This window comes from Nocardia sp. NPDC047654 (assembly GCF_043205035.1).
In the GTDB taxonomy this organism is placed as follows: Bacteria; Actinomycetota; Actinomycetes; order Mycobacteriales; family Mycobacteriaceae; genus Nocardia.
Genome location: NZ_JBIDDF010000004.1, coordinates 226,740 through 243,433 on the forward strand (window position 1 = coordinate 226,740; position 16,694 = coordinate 243,433).

Sequence of the window (16,694 nt, forward strand, 5' to 3'; positions counted from 1 at the left end):
TGCACTTCAAAAGTGTGAAAAGTGCTACCGGCAACACGGTGAACGTGTTCTAATCGTTCCGGCGGTGCGGCCACGGTGGAGATTCGCGCCGTGGGCTGTGTACGCCGGTTGAGCAAGGAGGATCGTGGATGAACGAGGTCCTTGCCGTGCCGTTGCGGGCCGTCGGTGGATTCTTCGAACTCACCGCCGATGTCGCACGCGCCAGCGTGCGCAGGCCCTTTCAATGGCGGGAGTTCATCGACCAGTCCTGGTTCATCGCGCGAGTTTCGATCGTGCCGACATTGCTGGTGGCCATTCCGTTCACCGTTCTGGTGAGCTTCACGTTGAACATTCTGTTGCGGGAGATCGGCGCGGCCGACCTCAGCGGGGCGGGCGCGGCATTCGGCGCGGTCACCCAGGTGGGGCCGATCGTCACCGTGCTCATCGTCGCGGGGGCGGGCGCCACCGCGATCTGCGCCGACTTGGGCGCGCGCACCATTCGCGAGGAAATCGACGCCATGCGGGTACTGGGCATCAATCCGGTACAGCGCTTGGTGGTGCCCCGGGTGCTCGCGTCGATGTTCGTCGCGCTGATGCTCAACAGCCTGGTGTGCACCATCGGCATCGTCGGCGGATTTCTGTTCTCGGTGTATCTGCAAGATGTGAACCCCGGCGCGTTCGTCAATGGCATCACGCTGCTCACCCATCTGCCCGAGCTGATCATTTCGGAGGTGAAAGCCGGATTGTTCGGGCTGATCGCCGGACTGGTCGCCTGCTATCTGGGCCTGAATGTCAAAGGCGGACCCAAGAGTGTCGGTGATGCGGTGAATCAGACCGTAGTCTTCGCTTTTATGGCCCTATTCGTCGTGAACGTGGTGGTCACCGCCGTCGGCATCAAGTTCACGGCGCGGTGACGCGATGGCCTTCGTAATCGAATCCCGCTTTCCCCGCACGGTCCGGCGAATGCGCAGGGTGTCGGACTCGCTCGATTCGGTCGGCAAGCACGCGGTGTTCTATGCCCAGGCGCTCGGGTCCCTGCCGCGCGCGCTGGTGCACTATCGCACCGAGACCATCCGGCTGATCGCCGAGATCAGCATGGGTACCGGCGCGCTGGCGGTGATCGGCGGCACGGTGGTGATCGTCGGGTTCCTCACCCTGTTCGCGGGCGGCACCATCGCCGTGCAGGGCTACAGCTCACTGGGCAATATCGGCGTCGAGGCGCTGACCGGTTTCTTCGCGGCGTTCATCAACGTCCGCATCGCGGCGCCGGTGATCTCCGGCATCGGCCTGGCGGCTACCATCGGGGCGGGCTCGACCGCGCAACTGGGCGCGATGCGGGTCGCCGAGGAGATCGACGCGCTGGAGTCGATGGCGATCCGGCCGGTGCCCTACCTGGTCGGCACGCGCGTGCTGGCCGGGATGATCGCGATCGTCCCGCTCTACGCGCTCGCGGTGATCGCGTCGTTCCTGGCCAGCCGGTTCGCCACGGTCGTCATCTACGGTCAGTCGGCGGGCGTCTACGACCACTACTTCTCCACGTTCCTCATCCCGACCGACATCCTGTGGTCGTTCGCCCAGGCGATTCTCATGTCCTTGGCGATCATGATGATCCACACCTACTACGGCTACAACGCCGCGGGCGGCCCGGTCGGCGTGGGTGTCGCGGTGGGCAACGCGGTGCGGACCTCGCTGGTCGCGGTCGTCACGGTGACCCTGCTGGTCTCGCTGGCCATCTACGGCACCTCCGGCAACTTCCACCTCTCCGGATAGCGACATGGCGGAATCGAAGCAAACGGAAAGCCGCCTGGGGCGGGCGCTACGCGGCGGGCTCGGCCTGAAACTGGCCGGCATCACGATGGTGCTCGCGCTGGTCGCGATCGTCGCGATCGCGATGATCATGTTCGTCGGCGGGTTCACGCCCACGGCCACCGTGACGGTGGACGCGCCGCGCAGCGGCCTGGTCCTGGACCCGGACGCCAAGGTGAAGGTGCGCGGGGTGGAGATCGGCCGCGTCGCGTCCGTCGACCACACCGCCGAGGGCGCGAGGCTGAAACTGGCCCTCGACCCGGACCTGTTGAAACTGGTCCCCGCCAACGCGGACGTCGACATCCGGTCGACCACGGTGTTCGGCGCGAAGTACATCAACTTCATCGTTCCGCAGCAGCCGTCGTCCACCCCGCTGCGGCCGGGCGCGACCGTGACGGCGCAGCGGGTGACCGTCGAGTTCAACACCCTGTTCCAGCACCTGTCGGACGTGCTGGCCAAGATCGAGCCGGAGAAGCTGAACGCGACGCTGTCCGCGCTCGGCACGGCGCTGCAGGGCCGGGGGCAGAAACTCGGTGAGCTGCTCACACAGAGCGACGCCTATCTGCGCGACATCAACCCGTATCTGCCGACACTGCGGCAGGATCTGGCGAAGACCGGCGAGGTCACCGACCTGTACGCGGACACGGTGAACGACCTGCTGCGCACGGTGGACAACTTCACGGTCACCAGCAAGACCCTGGCCCAGGAACAGGACAGCCTGGACAACGTTCTGGTGAACCTCACCGGTCTGGCCGACACCACCGGATCGGTGTTGCGCGACAACGAGAATCAGCTCGGCACCGCGCTGGATCTGCTGCGCCCGACCACCGGGCTGCTCGACGAGTACGCGCCCGCGCTGTACTGCCTGATCGGCGGCCTCGGTAAGGCGCTGCCCATGGGTGAGGCGGTCTTCGGCGGGTTGCAGGAAGGCGTCGCGCTGAACACCGGCTTCATGTACGGCGCGAAGCCGTACACCTACCCGGAGGACCTGCCCAAGGTCAACGCGACCGGCGGCCCGCGATGCGAGGGCCTGCTGGACCGGGTGCCGGGCAGCCACTCGGACTATGTCGTCACCGATACCTCGGAAGGCCACGTGTACACACCGTCGACGACGCTGAGTGTGAACCCGCCGAAGATCTTCCAGCTCCTGTTCGCCGGACTACCGGGGGTGCCGCGCCCGTGAAGAACACCGCGACCACCGTCAAACTGGCGATCTTCACGCTGGTGATGGCGCTGATCTTCGCCGGTCTGGCGGTTGTGTTCAGCCAGATGCGCTTCGCCAGGGAGAACGGCTATCACGCCGTGTTCACCAGTTCCTCGGGCGTGCTGCCCGGGGCGAAGGTGCGCATCGCGGGCGTGCCGGTCGGCTCGGTGACCTCGGTGAAGGTGGGCAAGGACTACCTGGCGCACGTCGAGTTCGATGTCGACCGCAAGTACCGGCTGCTCACCAGCACCCGGGCGGCGATCAAGTACGAGAACCTGGTCGGCGACCGCTATCTCGAGCTGTCCGAGGGACCCGGCTCGAACCGCGTCCTGCAGCCCGGCGGCACCATCGTCAAGGAACAGACCGCGCCCGCACTCGATCTGGACATGCTGCTCGGCGGTTTCCGGCCGCTGCTGCGCGGCCTCGACCCCGGCCAGGTGAACGACCTGACCAACGCGCTGCTGCAGATCTTCCAGGGCCAGGGCGGCACGCTGGTGTCCCTGCTCAACAGCGGCGGTTCGTTCGCCAAGACGCTCGCCGACCGGGACGCGCTGATCGGCAGCGTGATCAACAACCTGAACGCGGTGCTGCAGACCATCGATCAGCGCGGCGACCAGTTCGCCACCACGATCGCCGAACTACAGCGCCTGATCAGCGGACTGGCGGCCGACAAAGACCAGATCGGTGACGCGATCCCGCGGATCGCCGGGGCCACCGGCGACCTGACCGACCTGCTCGCCCAGGCGCGCCCCGATCTGCGGGGCACCATCGAGCAGACCGGACGACTGGCCACGAACCTCGACGCCGGGTCGGACACGGTGCAGTGGGTCCTGGAACGGCTGCCGTCGACCTATCGCCAGCTGATCCGCATCGGCTCCTACGGCTCCTTCCTCCAGCTCTACGTCTGCTCGACGAACTTCCTGGTGGACGGCCCGAACGGACAGACGATGAAGATCAACATGCCCGGGGCGCAGACGACCGGAAGGTGTGCGGACAACCGATGAAAGAGCAGCGATCATCCGCCATCACCATCGGCATCGTCGGCCTCGTGCTCGCGGTGGCGGTGGCGTTGTCGGCACTGCAATTCGACCGCCTGCCGTTCATTCGTTCCGGCGCGACGTTCACCGCCTACTTCGCCGACGCGGGCGGACTGCTCCCCGGTGACGCGGTGCAGGTCGCGGGCGTGCGGTCCGGACGGGTGGAGGAGGTCGGCCTGGACGGCGCGAAAGTGCTCGTCCGATTCACCCTCTCCGAGTCGATCGTGCTGGGCGAGAAGACCTCGGCGGCGATCAAGACCAACACGGTGCTCGGACGCAAATCGCTGGAGGTGACGCCGTCCGGCCCCGGCGCGCTGCGCACCGACGACACCATCCCGCTGGAGCGCACCACGTCGCCGTATTCGCTGAACGAGGCGCTGAGCGACCTGGCGGGAACGGTGCACGACCTGGACCTGGACCGGGTCGACCAGACCCTCGACGCGCTCTCGGCGACCTTCGCCGACACCCCCGCGCCGTTGCGCTCGGCGCTCGACGGCGTCACCGCGCTCTCCCGCAGCATCAACGCGCGCGACCAGGCGCTGACCGATCTGCTGAAGCGGGCGCAGAACGTGACGAAGATCCTCGCCGACCGCGGCAACCAGATCAACGCGCTGATCCTCGACGGCAACGAGCTGCTCGGCGAGCTGGACCGGCGGCGCACCGCGCTCGGGCAGCTGATCGTCTACGTCAACGGACTCGCCCAGCAGCTGTCCGGCTTGGTCGCCGACAACGAGGCACAGCTGAAACCCGCGTTGGACAAGTTGAATTCGGTACTGGCGCTGTTGCAGCGCAACAAACAGAACCTCGCCGACGCGCTGGACGGTCTCGGCCCGTTCGCCGCCGCGCTCGGTGAGCAGGTGGGCAGCGGCCCCTACTTCCAGGCGTACGTGATCAATGCCGCGAGCAAGACGCTGCAACCGCTGGTGGACGCGCTGGTGTGGCCGCAGCACCTGCCGAACGATCTGCAGAGCTACCTCACGCCGTCCCCGTCGATCGAACCCGCGATACAGGAGCCGCCGCGATGAGTGGGCATTACCCGTCCATCCTGTACCCGTCTCGAGCCGTCGATGGCTCGGCGACGACGGCGGAGTCGCGTCCGGGGGGATGCGCATGCTGAACGTCGTACGGAAACTGCCCCGCTGGGCGCTGGTGCTGGCCGGAGTGGTCGTCGCGGCGCTCGTGGTCGCGGTCGCGTGGACCGGTATTACGCGGATCGGGACCACCAAGGTCACCGCCTATTTCCCGTCCACCTCGGGCCTGTACGCGGGTGACGACGTGCGGGTGCTCGGCGTCAAGGTCGGCCGGATCGACTCGATCGAGCCCGGTGCCGACCGGGTGAAGGTGACCATGACCCTCGATCGCGGAATCGACGTCCCCGCCGACCCGAAGGCGGTGATCATCTCGCCGTCGCTGGTCTCGGCGCGTTTCATCCAGATCGCGCCCGCCTACACCGGCGGACCGAAGCTGAAGGACGGCAGTGTGATCCCGATCGAGCACACCGCGGTGCCGGTCGAGTGGGACGACATCAAGGCCGAGCTGTCCAAGCTGGCCACCGCCCTCGGTCCGGTCGGTGACGACAAGCAGGGGTCCTTCGGCCGCTTCGTCGACACCGCCGCCGACAACCTCGACGGCAACGGGCAGCGGTTCCGCGACACCCTGCGGGAACTGTCGGCCACCTTGAGCACGCTCTCCGACGGGCGCACCGACCTGTTCGGCACGGTGCGCAACCTACAGAAGTTCGTCGACTTGCTGTCGGCGAGCAACGAGCAGATCGTGCAGTTCGGCGGACGGCTGGCGTCGGTGTCCTCGGTGCTGGCCGGGGTCTCGGCCGATCTCGGCGCGGGACTGGACAATCTGGACGCCGCGATCGTCGACGTGCGCCGGTTCATCGACGGCAGCGGCGCCGAACTCACCGAAGGCGTGCAGCGGCTGGCCGACGCCACCCAGGTGCTTGTCGACAAACGGCCCGAGCTGGAACGCGTACTGCACTCCGGCCCGACCGCGCTGGTGAACTTCTACCAGATCTACAAGCCCGCCCAAGGCACTCTGACCGGCGCGATCGCGCTGAACAACCCGGCCGACCCGCTCGGGTTCCTGTGCGGCTCGGTCCGCGCGCTGGAGACCAACGACGCCGATCGCAGCGCCGACCTCTGCGCGCAGTACCTCGCGCCGGTCATCAACAGCCTGAGCATGAACTACGTACCGATCATGACGAACCCGGCCAGCGGCGTGACCGCGTTCCCCGACCAGCTGGTCTACACCGATCCCAGCCTGGCCGATCGGGTGCAGAGCCAGACTCCCGCGCAGCCGCAGCCCGCTCCGGTGAGCGTGCCCAGCGGTCTCGCCGGACTGGCCATTCCGGGAGGAGTGCGATGACGTCGACGCGGCGATTGCGCCGCACCGCCGCGGTCGCGGTGGGGCTGGCGGTGGCGCTCGGCGTCTCCGGCTGTGCGTGGGACGGACTGAATTCGCTGCCCATGCCCGGCACCGAGGGCACCGCGCCGGGATCCTACGAAGTGCGTGTCCAGATGCCGAATGTGACCACGCTGACCCGGAATTCCCCCGTCCGGGTGCACGACGTGGCGGTCGGCACGGTGTCGAGGATCGAGGTGGAGGACTGGCACGCGCTGGTCACCGTCACGCTGAACCCGGACGTGCAGCTGCCGGCGAACGCCGTCGCCAAGATCGGGCAGACCAGTTTGCTCGGGTCGAACCATCTCGAGCTCGCCGAGCCGACGGATCAGGCTCCCGAAGGCCGGTTGCGGGCGGGCGATGTCATCCCGCTGGCGCGCGCCGGGATTTACCCGACCACCGAGCAGGTGCTGTCCTCGCTGTCGGTGGTGCTCAACGGCGGCGGCGTCGCGCAGCTGGAAACCATCACCCACGAACTCAATTCGGCACTCACCGGGCGCGAGGAGGCCATCCGAGACCTGCTGCCGCAGCTGAACGAGCTCACCACGAACCTGGACCGCCAGACCGGCGACATCATCGCGGCGATGAGCGGGCTGGACCGGCTCGGCGGTCAGCTCGCCGAGCAGCGTGACGTGGTGGCGGCGGCCATCGAGCAGATCCATCCGGCGTTGACCGTGCTCGCCGACCGCCGCGCGAACATCACCAGGGCGCTCACCGCGCTCGGCGAGCTGAGCGACGTCGTCCGGCGCGTCGTCGACGCCAGCGGCGAGGACCTGAAGGCCAACCTGCGCAGCCTCGTGCCCGCGCTGAAATCGCTGTCGGACACCGGCGGCGACCTGACCGAGGCGCTGAAGATCCTGGCCACCTTCCCGTTCCCGATGAAGAACCTGGACCACGCGATCAAGGGCGACTACCTGAACCTGTTCATGACCGTGGATATCACCGGCAAGCGGCTGGATTCGAACTTCCTCACCGGCACGCCGCTGGGCGGACGGTTCGGCGGCGTGGAAGGCGCTCTCGGCAGCTTCGCGCCGGGCACGGCCGCGCAGAACGGCGACCCGGCCACCGGGCCGTTGCAGGCGCCGCCGCCCGCGGCGAGCCAGCCCGCCCCGACCATCCCGGGACTGCCGCCGATCCCCGGCCTGCCCGCCATTCCCGGATTGACCGTGCCCATGCCGGGCAACTCCGCGCCGCAAGGGGGTCCGGGCCAGTGACGCTCACCCGGTTCGTCCGTACCCAGCTGATCATCTTCTCCGTGCTGACGGTGATCGGCCTGGTGGTCATGGGCGGCACATACGTGAAGGTGCCCGCGATGTTCGGCATCGGGCGCTACGAGGTCACGGTGAAGCTGGCCGCGACCGGCGGCCTCTACCCGACGGCCAATGTCGCGTATCGCGGCACGAATGTCGGCGTGGTGAAGGAGGTGCGGCTCACGCCGGTCGGCGTGGACGCGAAACTGTCCATCGCCAGCGACTACAAGATTCCCTCCGACGTCGACGCGTGGGTGCGCAGTGTCTCCGCGGTCGGCGAGCAGTACGTGGATCTGGTCCCCGCCGAGCACCGCACGGGCGGGAACCTGCGCGATGGCAGCGTAATCCCGGTGGAGCGCACCAAGCTGCCCCAAGACGTCGGCGCGCTGCTGGACCAAGCCGACCGGTTGCTGTCGAGCGTGGCGGACACCCGGCTGCGGCAGGTCATCGACGAGGCGTTCCTCGCGTTCAACGGCGCCGGACCGGACCTGCAACGATTCATCGACTCCGCGTCGCTGCTGGTGCAGGAGGCGCAGGCGAACGCCGAACCGACGAAGCAGTTGCTCGACCAGATCGGGCCGCTGCTGGATACCCAGACCCGTTCGGACGCGGCGATCCGTTCCTGGACCGCCGATCTGGCGACCGTCACCGACCAGCTGCGCGGTCACGACCCCGCGCTACGCGGCGTGTTGCGCGAGGGCCCGTCCGCGATGCAACGGGTGACCAACCTGTTCGAGGATCTGCGTCCGACGCTGCCTCTGCTGCTGTCGAACCTGGTCAGCGTCGGCCAGGTCGCGGTCACCTATCACGCGGGACTCGAGCAGATCCTGGTGGTCTATCCGCCGCTGGTCGCCGCGCTGCTCACCGCGGTACGCGGCCCGCTCGAATACGGAGCCTTGGTCGACTTCATGGCGTTGGTCAACGACCCGCCCGCCTGCACGACCGGCTTCCTCCCGCCCGACCAGCGCCGCTCGCCGAGCGAACTCGACACCCCGCCCACGCCTTCCGGCCTGTACTGCAAGGTGCCGCAAGACGCTCCCGAAGCGGTGCGCGGCATCCGGAACACGCCGTGCGTCGAAGTGCCCGGTGTGCGCGCTCCGACGCCGGAGATGTGCCGGACGGGGTACGTTCCGTTGGGTGACAACCCGCCGTTCGGGCCGCCGCGGCCGGTCGCGCCCGCGGCCGCGCCCGCCGATGAGCCGCCCGTCGTGGCGCCGGCGAGTTACGGCGGCGGCACACCGGCCGCCGCCCGAGCGTACGACCCGGACAGCGGCGTCTACATCGGTCCCGACGGGCGGACATACCGACAGGGCGATATCGGACCGAGCGGTTCGGGCACGGTACCGTCGAGCTGGCAGGCGATGCTCGAGGAGCAGCAACGATGAGTGACAGCAACGGAGAAGGTCACCGCACGCGGCGTCGTGCGGTGCGCTCGGCCGGGCCGCCGGTCGAGGAGAACGCGACCCCCACAGACGCCGCGCCCGCGCCTTCGAGCGACGCCGCGAGTGCGACCCACGCCGCGCCCGCGCCTTCGAGCGACGCCGCGAGTGCGACCCACGCCGCGCCCGCGACTGTGAGCGACGCCGCGACTGTGAGAGACGCCGCGCCCGCGACCCACGCCGCGCGCGATGCGAAGACCCCCGTTGCTACGGGTGCGAAAACCACGGCTGCCACGGACGCGGAGACCGTAGTCGCCGCCGCCGAGACCACGGCCGCAGACGATGGGAAGGCCACGCCCGCGGAGGTCTCTTCCGACCGCTCGGCCGAACCCGCCGACGCGGACGCCGAGCCGAGCACCGTCGGTGTCGAGTCGGGCCCCCCGAGCTCACCGGAACCGGGCACGGACGACTCGACCCCCGACGCGGACAAGGCGACGGTCAGCATGACGAAAGCCGCTGCCGAGTCGCCGTCCGAGCAGGAGCCCGCTCCGAGCAAGAGCCGCGGCCTCCCGCGCATTCTCGCGATGGCCGCCGCCGCGCTGCTGGTCGTCGCGCTCGTCTGCGGCGCGACCCTCTCGGTGCTCGCGATGCGCTCGGCGCACGAACGCGACGAGCGCCGCGCGGAATACGTGGAAACCGCCCGGCAGGCGATCGTCAATCTGACCACCATCCGCGCCGATTCCGCCAAGCAGGACATCGACCGGATCCTGTCGCTGGCCTCGGGTGAGTTCAAGACCGAGTTCGACGGGCGGGTCGACCCGTTCACCAGCATCGTGCAGCAGGCCAAGGTGGTCTCCAGCGGCGAGATCGTGGAGGCCGCGCTGGAGAGCGACGACGATCGCTCCGGGCGGGTGCTGGTCGCCGCCAAGCAGACGCTCACCAACGCGGGCCAGGCCGAGCCGCAGACCAGGTATTACCGGTTCCGGGTCACCGTGTCCCGCGGCGATTCCGGGCTGACCGTGTCCAATGTGGAGTTCGTGGCATGACCGGCGGACGCAGCATGAACGGAATTCGGGCCAAGATCCTGCTCGCGGTACTCGGTGTCGTGGTCGCCGCGGCCGCGGTGATCGGCGGCGTCAACGGTTACCGCTACTGGGACGACCGGCAGGCCGAGCGGTCGCGCGCGGACGCGGTCGCGACGGCGGGACGCACCCTCGAGGCCATGTTCACCTACAACCCGCAGACCGTGGACACCGAACTGCGCAAGTCCGCCGACAACCTGACCGGTGACTTCCGCGACGACTATCTGACGCTGATCGACAAGCAGATCGCGCCGGGAGCCAAGGAGAAGCAGCTCACCGTCACCGCGACCACCCAGGCGGGCGGTGTCATCTCCGCGGACCGTTCGCACGCGCAGGTGCTGCTGTTCCTCAACCAGGTGATGACGAGCAAGGACACCCCGCAGGGCACCACCACCGGCAGTCGTGTGCGCGTGACTCTGACGAAGGCGGACTCGCACTGGTTGGTCTCGGCGGTTACCCCGGTCTGAGTCCGGCGGAGCCGGCGAATTCGCCAGGGTCACTCCGGCAGCCTGCGTGGCAGCCGCACCGTGAACGTCGTCCCCGCCTCGGGCGAACTGCGCACGCCGACCTCGCCGCCGTGCGCGGTCACCAGCGCCTGCACGATGGACAAGCCGAGCCCGGTGCCGCCGCTGGTTCGCGCGCGGGAGGTATCGGTGCGGTAGAAGCGCTCGAAGACGCGTTCTGCCTCCTCCCGGGGCAGGCCGGGACCGGTATCGGCCACCTCGAGCCGCACGTCGTCGGCGCCGGGAGCCAGCCGCACGGTCACCTTCGCGTCGGGCGCGGTGTGCGTGACGGCGTTGTTCAGCAGGTTGCCCAAGACCTGGCGCAGCCGCGCCTCGTCGCCGATCACCTCGAGCGTTCCCTCGCCCGGTTCGATCTTCAGTTCGATGGTGCGGACGGGACCGTCGGTATGTCCGGCGGCGACCACGGCGCGTGCGTTGTGCACGGCGTCGCTGGCGACGGCGAGCAGGTCCACCGGGCCGAGTTCGAGCGGGCGCTGGGCATCCAGCCGCGCGAGCATCAGCAGGTCTTCCACCAGCACGCCCATCCGCTGGGATTCGCGCTCGATGCGGTCCATGAACGCGGCGGGATCGTCGGTGGCGCCCTGGCGATACAGTTCGGCGAACCCGCGGATGGTCGTCAACGGCGTGCGCAGCTCGTGGCTGGCGTCGGCGATGAAACGGCGCATGCGCTCCTCGGACTTGCGTGCCGCTTCCTCGGACGCGGCGGTCGCGGTGAACGCGCGCTGGATCTGCGCCAGCATTCCGTTCAGCGATCTGGACAGCCGGTCGACCTCGGTGTTGGTATCGCGCACCGGCACGCGGCGGTGCAGGTCGCCGCGTGCGATGGCCGCGGCGGTGCTCTCCACCCGGCGCAGCGGACGAAGACTGCGCCGCACCAGGAAATACGCGAGCACCGCCAGCACGGCCAGGACTATCGCCCCGACGATCAGCTCGAGCATCACGAGCCGGTGCACGGTGTCGGTGTTCTGCGTGAGCGGCAGCGCGACCGTCGTCGTGCCCTCCGGCGTGCGCAGCGTCAGCACACGCCACTGGATCGGCCCTCCGTTCACGGAGCCGACGGTGTACGGGCCGGACGGCGGGGTCGCGGGCAGGTCGGGTTCGGAGTCGACGGCGAACGCCGGGACGAGGAACAGGCGCCCGTCGGTGCGCATCGAGCGCACGTAGAACTGGCTCGGGGCGTGACGCGGCTCGGGCGGCAGCACCGGTGGCGGAGGCGGGCGCCTGGACCATTCCATCGCGCCCTGGCGCAACTGCTGGTCGGTTCGGTTGGTCAACTGGCCTTCCAAGGCCGAGGTGACCACCATGCCGGAGACGAGCAGGCCGAGCCCGGCGGTGAGCACCAGCAGGATCGTCAAGGTCCCGCGCAATGGAATCGCGGATAAGAAGCCGGAGACCTTCGCACGCACCACGACGATCCGGCTCGGGCTCATGAACCGCTCTTGCGATGGGGCGCGCGCATCACGTAACCGACGCCGCGCAAGGTGTGGATCAGCCGCGTGTTGCCGGTGTCGACCTTTTTGCGCAGGTAGGAGACGTAGGTTTCCACCACGCCGACCTCGCCGCCGAAGTCGTAGCGCCAGACGTGGTCGAGGATGCGCGGCTTGCTCAGCACGGTGCCCGCGTTGACCATGAAGTAGCGCAGCAGCGTGAATTCGGTGGGCGACAGCGCGACCGGTTCACCCGCCTTCCACACCTCGTGGGTGTCGTCGTCGAGCTCGATGTCCTCGAAGCGCAGACGGGAGCTCTCCCGCTGCGGGGCCGCGTGACCCGCGCGGCGCAGGATGACGCGCAGCCGGGCCACCACCTCTTCCAGGCTGAACGGCTTGGTGACGTAGTCGTCGGCGCCCAGGGTGAGGCCGGTGATCTTGTCCTGCACGTCGTCGCGCGCGGTCAGGAACAGCACGGGCGCGTCGACACCGTCGGCGCGCAACCTGCGCAGCAGGCCGAAGCCGTCCATGCCGGGCATCATCACGTCCACGATGAGGGCCTGGGGACGGAAGGAGCGCGCCTTGTCCAGCGCTTGGGCGCCGTCGGCCGCGATGTCCACTTCGAAGCCCTGGTAGCGCAGGCTCACCGCGAGCAGTTCGACGATCATCGGCTCGTCGTCGACCACCAGGACCCTGGCCTCGGGTGTCTGCTGCACGGGGGCACCACTCATGGCTAAATGGTCCGGTATCCGGCTGCGAAGTTCCTGGACCGAAGCTGGGTGATTTCTGTGAACGGCCTCAGCGTGGGTCGCGGTCCTCGGGGTAGACGTCGTCGTCGGTCAGCAGCGCGCTGCCCGCGACCTGGTCCTGGGCCAAGGCGTCGAGGAAGGCGCGCGCCCAGCGATCCACGTCGTGGGCGAGCACTTGCCTGCGCATCGAACGCATCCGCCTGCGCTTGACGTCGCGCTCGTCCTCGACAGCCGCGACGATGGCGTCCTTCACGTCGTCCAGGTCGTGTGGGTTGCACAGGTACGCCTGCCGCAGCTCGGCCGCCGCGCCGGTGAACTCGCTCAGCACCAGGGCGCCGTTGAGCCCGCTGTGGCACGCGACGTACTCCTTGGCGACGAGGTTCATGCCGTCGCGCAGCGGCGTCACCAGCATCACGTCGGCGGCCACGAAGAACGCGACCAGCTCGTCGCGCGGGATCGGACGGTGCAGGTAGTGCACCACCGGGTAGCCGACCCGGGCGAACTCGCCGTTGATCCGGCCGACCTGGCGTTCGATGTCGCCGCGCATCTGGATGTAGCTTTCGACCCGCTCGCGACTGGGTGTGGCCAGCTGGATCATGACCGTGTCGGCGGGATCGATCCGGCCCTCGAGGAGCAGCTCCTCGAGCGCGTTGAGGCGGATGTCGATGCCCTTGGTGTAGTCCAGCCGGTCCACGCCGAGCAGGATGGTCTTCGGGTTGCCCAGCTCGGCCCGGATCTTGGCGGCGCGTTCGCGCACCGACCTGCGCCTGGAATGCTCGTCCAGTTCGGCGGAGGCGATCGAGATGGGGAACGCGCCCACCCGCACCGTGCGGAACCCCACCTGGACGACGCCGAGCTTGGAGCGCACGCCGATCGAGCCACGCGAGGTCGGCTGCCCGGCCAGCCTGCGGGCCAGATAGAGGAAGTTCTGCGCCCCGCCGGGCAGGTGGAAGCCGATGAGGTCGGCGCCGAGCAGGCCCTCCACGATCTCCGTGCGCCACGGCATCTGCATGAACAGCTCGACCGGCGGGAACGGAATGTGCAGGAAGAAACCGATGGTCAGGTCCGGGCGCAGCATGCGCAGCATCTTGGGCACCAGCTGGAGCTGATAGTCCTGCACCCACACGGTCGCGCCCTCGGCGGCGACTTTGGCGGTGGCCTCGGCGAAGCGCCGGTTCACTGTGACGTAGGCGCTCCACCATTTGCGGTCGTACACCGGCCGCACGATCACGTCGTGGTAGAGCGGCCACAGCGTGCCGTTGGAGAAGCCCTCGTAGTAGTCGGCCACCTCGTCCGCGGACAGCGGGACCGGATGCAGTTCCAGGCCGTCCTCGATGATCGGGTCCACGTCGACGTTGGGGACCCCGGCCCAGCCGACCCACGCCCCCTTGTTGTTGCGCAGAACCGATTCCAGCGCGGTCACCAGACCGCCCGGGCTGCGCTTCCATCGAGTGCTGCCGTCGGGCAGTCGTTCGAGGTCGACGGGGAGCCGGTTGGCGACGACGACGAAACCGGAGCCCGCCCCGGAGCTGTTGTTCTCCCTCGCGGCGTCAGCAGTCGAAGTGTCTCTGGCTTGCTCGGAGTCGTCGGACGGATTCATCTGGTCCACTCACGCATCCTTTGCGCGTTGCTTCATCCCGCTGGAGTTGTGTAGTCGACGTCGCCGTTGGCGTCGAGAACGAGACTATTCGCCTCGCGCGTTCGGTCCAATACCCAGCATGGACAACAACATCCGGCACTCATCGGCGTCCTCGGCGTATGCCGCGACCACCCGCTGCGCCTGACGCGCGGTTTCGTCGGCGAGCGGTTCCAGATCGTCGTCCGCAATGTCGTTCGCGCTGCCCTTCACGGCCATCGTCAAGTCCTCCCGGCTCAGTGCGCTCTTACCCTGCGAAAAGCCAATGGTATGCGACGCTGGAGGGTGCGTCCGCCGGGGCGCTGGCCGAAAGGCGGCACGCGCCGCCGGGGCACCCCGGTCGATGCGTCTGCCGCGCCGGTCCCTATACCGTGGGAACCAGCACCAACTCTCCACGAAAGGGTCGACATGCCGCTGGCCACGGTGAACGGGATTTCCCTCAACTATCAGGTGAAGGGTGACCGCGCCAAGGGCTCCGCGCCGCTCGTGGTCATGATCATGGGCACCGGCAGTCCCGGCCGAGTGTGGGAGCTGCACCAGGTTCCCGCCCTGGTCGCGGCCGGTTACCGGGTGTGCACGTTCGACAATCGCGGGATCGCGCCGTCGTTCGAGGCCGCCTCGGGCATGACCATCGACGAGCTGGTCGCCGACACCGCGGCCCTGATCGAATTCCTGGACGAGGGCCCGGCGCTGGTGGTGGGCACCTCGATGGGGGCGCGCGTGGCGCAGGAGCTGGCGCTGGCCCGCCCCGACCTGGTGCGCAAGGCGGTGTTCATGGCCGGCCACGGGCGGCTGGACCAGTTCCAGAAGACGCTTTCGCTCGGCGAACACGAACTCGACGCCGCCGGGGTGAAACTGCCGCCGAAATATGAGGCGGCGATCACCGCGGTCATGAATCTCTCGCCCGCGACCATGGCCGACACGAACGCCGCGCGCGACTGGCTCGACCTGTTCGAGTTCACCGGAGGACCGGTCACGCCCGGCATTCGCGCCCAGCGCAGGATGGACCACGATTTCGACCGGGTGCAGGCCTACCGGGCGATCCGCGTGCCTTGTCTTTCGGTCGGATTCGCCGACGACCGGATGATTCCGCCGTATCTGTCCAGGGAGATCGCCGCCGTGATTCCGGGTGCGCGGTACCAGGAGATACCGGACGCGGGGCATTTCGGGTATTTGGAGCGGCCCGAGGCGGTCAACAAGATTCTCTTGGACTTCTTCGCGGGTTGATTGTGAGTCGGCCGGGGTGGCGGCCTAGGTAACCGCCCAGGCGTAACGTCTTGCTTGCTAGTGTCGAAACAACGCTCGGGGTCTCTCGGTGTCAAGGGTTCACAGCAGCCCGGCACCGGGTGAACCAGGAGCGATCCCGTACATAGCGCCAGTATCCAGTGAGGTGAAATTGAGCACCAACCCCTTCGATGATGAAGACGGCCGCTTCTTCGTCCTGGTCAACGACGAGGAACAGCATTCCCTGTGGCCGGCCTTCGCAGAGGTTCCAGCCGGATGGCGAGTCGTGTTCGGCGAGGACAGCCGCGCCGCTTGTGTCGAGTACGTGGAGAAGAACTGGACCGACATGCGTCCGAAGAGCCTGCGCGACGCCATGGCCGCCGACGACGCGGCTCGTCAGGGCGCCCAGTCCTGATCGGTCCTCCGAGTGCCGCGCTCCCGGCGCGGCAGGTTCGTGGTCCCGTCATGTCTCGCGTCCGAGCGACCGCCGCCGCCGACTTCGTCGTGGGCGGGCCGGTCGCTCGGGCCTGAGTGGGGTCGCGAACGAGCAATGCTCGATCTCGCTTCACTCGAAAGCGGTTGTCCGGTCGTAATGGTCGCGTTCGGCGCCGAACGCGGTTCCGCTGTCGCCCGGACAGCGCCCCCGGTTATGATGACAACCGCTTTCCCGCCTCCTTAGCTCAGTGGTAGAGCACTCGCCTTGTAAGCGAGCGGTCGTCAGTTCAATCCTGACAGGGGGCTCCATGTCGCAGCCGCTGCGCGTCTGAGCTCAGTGGTAGAGGCCGTGCCCGGTGTTGTAAGCGAGCGGTCGTCAGTTCAATCCTGACAGGGGGCTAGATGTCGCAGCCGCTGCGCGTCTGAGCTCAGTGGTAGAGGCCGTGCCCGGTGTTGTAAGCGAGCGGTCGTCAGTTCAATCCTGACAGGGGGCTCCATGTCGCAGCCGCTGCGCGTCTGAGCTCAGTGGTAGAGGCCGTGCCCGGTGTTG

General features: G+C 68.3%; 16 protein-coding genes and 1 tRNA gene. 13 read left to right on the forward strand and 4 right to left on the reverse strand.

The genetic code is table 11. The annotated features are described in order from the left end of the window. Window positions 1–128: 128 nt before the first annotated feature. The 10 genes from ACGF7Y_RS16765 (at window position 129) to ACGF7Y_RS16810 (ending at window position 10,616) form a co-directional block, all read left to right on the forward strand. The gene (locus tag ACGF7Y_RS16765; RefSeq protein WP_040864643.1) at window positions 129–893 is read left to right on the forward strand and encodes an ABC transporter permease; all 765 of its coding nucleotides are present in this window, start codon (window positions 129–131) and stop codon (window positions 891–893) included. 4 nt (window positions 894–897) lie between these two features. Further along, complete coding sequence (locus tag ACGF7Y_RS16770) at window positions 898–1,749, forward strand: ABC transporter permease (RefSeq protein WP_357119712.1); 852 nt, start codon at window positions 898–900, stop codon at window positions 1,747–1,749. 4 nt (window positions 1,750–1,753) lie between these two features. After that, window positions 1,754–2,968: an MCE family protein gene (locus ACGF7Y_RS16775; protein WP_393234496.1), complete on the forward strand. Its 1,215-nt coding sequence runs from the start codon at window positions 1,754–1,756 to the stop codon at window positions 2,966–2,968. Then, window positions 2,965–3,993 (forward strand): MCE family protein, encoded by a 1,029-nt coding sequence (locus ACGF7Y_RS16780; protein WP_393234499.1) that lies wholly within the window; start codon window positions 2,965–2,967, stop codon window positions 3,991–3,993. Before ACGF7Y_RS16775 ends, ACGF7Y_RS16780 begins: the two co-directional genes overlap by 4 nt. Then, window positions 3,990–5,051 carry an MCE family protein gene (locus ACGF7Y_RS16785; protein ID WP_393234501.1) on the forward strand — a complete coding sequence of 354 codons (1,062 nt, stop codon included), beginning with the start codon at window positions 3,990–3,992 and terminating at the stop codon, window positions 5,049–5,051. Before ACGF7Y_RS16780 ends, ACGF7Y_RS16785 begins: the two co-directional genes overlap by 4 nt. A gap of 79 nt (window positions 5,052–5,130) precedes the next feature. Beyond that, complete coding sequence (locus tag ACGF7Y_RS16790; RefSeq protein WP_393234504.1) at window positions 5,131–6,402, forward strand: MCE family protein; 1,272 nt, start codon at window positions 5,131–5,133, stop codon at window positions 6,400–6,402. After that, window positions 6,399–7,652 (forward strand): MCE family protein, encoded by a 1,254-nt coding sequence (locus ACGF7Y_RS16795; protein WP_393234506.1) that lies wholly within the window; start codon window positions 6,399–6,401, stop codon window positions 7,650–7,652. The genes ACGF7Y_RS16790 and ACGF7Y_RS16795 overlap by 4 nt, the downstream gene beginning before the upstream one ends. After that, window positions 7,649–9,073 carry an MCE family protein gene (locus ACGF7Y_RS16800; RefSeq protein ID WP_393234509.1) on the forward strand — a complete coding sequence of 475 codons (1,425 nt, stop codon included), beginning with the start codon at window positions 7,649–7,651 and terminating at the stop codon, window positions 9,071–9,073. Before ACGF7Y_RS16795 ends, ACGF7Y_RS16800 begins: the two co-directional genes overlap by 4 nt. Continuing rightward, window positions 9,070–10,113, forward strand: coding sequence for a hypothetical protein (locus ACGF7Y_RS16805; RefSeq protein WP_393234511.1), 1,044 nt, complete (start codon window positions 9,070–9,072; stop codon window positions 10,111–10,113). The genes ACGF7Y_RS16800 and ACGF7Y_RS16805 overlap by 4 nt, the downstream gene beginning before the upstream one ends. Continuing rightward, window positions 10,110–10,616 carry a h domain protein gene (locus ACGF7Y_RS16810; protein ID WP_393234514.1) on the forward strand — a complete coding sequence of 169 codons (507 nt, stop codon included), beginning with the start codon at window positions 10,110–10,112 and terminating at the stop codon, window positions 10,614–10,616. Before ACGF7Y_RS16805 ends, ACGF7Y_RS16810 begins: the two co-directional genes overlap by 4 nt. A 29-nt stretch (window positions 10,617–10,645) precedes the next feature. Here ACGF7Y_RS16810 and ACGF7Y_RS16815 read toward each other — a convergent pair whose 3' ends face one another. The 4 genes from ACGF7Y_RS16815 to ACGF7Y_RS16830 form a co-directional block, all read right to left on the reverse strand. Continuing rightward, window positions 10,646–12,103 carry a sensor histidine kinase gene (locus ACGF7Y_RS16815; protein ID WP_393234516.1) on the reverse strand — a complete coding sequence of 486 codons (1,458 nt, stop codon included), beginning with the start codon at window positions 12,101–12,103 and terminating at the stop codon, window positions 10,646–10,648. Then, the gene (locus tag ACGF7Y_RS16820) at window positions 12,100–12,831 is read right to left on the reverse strand and encodes a response regulator transcription factor (protein ID WP_393234518.1); all 732 of its coding nucleotides are present in this window, start codon (window positions 12,829–12,831) and stop codon (window positions 12,100–12,102) included. The genes ACGF7Y_RS16815 and ACGF7Y_RS16820 overlap by 4 nt, the downstream gene beginning before the upstream one ends. A 67-nt stretch (window positions 12,832–12,898) precedes the next feature. After that, complete coding sequence (locus tag ACGF7Y_RS16825) at window positions 12,899–14,449, reverse strand: trehalose-6-phosphate synthase (RefSeq protein WP_393234676.1); 1,551 nt, start codon at window positions 14,447–14,449, stop codon at window positions 12,899–12,901. Between the two features lie 84 nt (window positions 14,450–14,533). Next, window positions 14,534–14,704 (reverse strand): hypothetical protein, encoded by a 171-nt coding sequence (locus ACGF7Y_RS16830; RefSeq protein ID WP_168434172.1) that lies wholly within the window; start codon window positions 14,702–14,704, stop codon window positions 14,534–14,536. 189 nt (window positions 14,705–14,893) lie between these two features. On the opposite strand from ACGF7Y_RS16830, the gene ACGF7Y_RS16835 reads away from it, so the two are divergent. The 3 genes from ACGF7Y_RS16835 to ACGF7Y_RS16845 all read left to right on the forward strand — a co-directional run bounded on the left by ACGF7Y_RS16835 (window position 14,894) and on the right by ACGF7Y_RS16845 (window position 16,453). After that, window positions 14,894–15,712, forward strand: coding sequence for an alpha/beta fold hydrolase (locus ACGF7Y_RS16835; RefSeq protein ID WP_391464729.1), 819 nt, complete (start codon window positions 14,894–14,896; stop codon window positions 15,710–15,712). 169 nt (window positions 15,713–15,881) lie between these two features. Continuing rightward, window positions 15,882–16,124, forward strand: a complete 243-nt coding sequence (locus tag ACGF7Y_RS16840) for an MbtH family protein (RefSeq protein WP_011207082.1) — start codon at window positions 15,882–15,884, stop codon at window positions 16,122–16,124. A 254-nt stretch (window positions 16,125–16,378) separates the two neighbouring features. Further along, window positions 16,379–16,453, forward strand: a tRNA-Thr gene (locus tag ACGF7Y_RS16845). Window positions 16,454–16,694 lie beyond the last annotated feature (241 nt).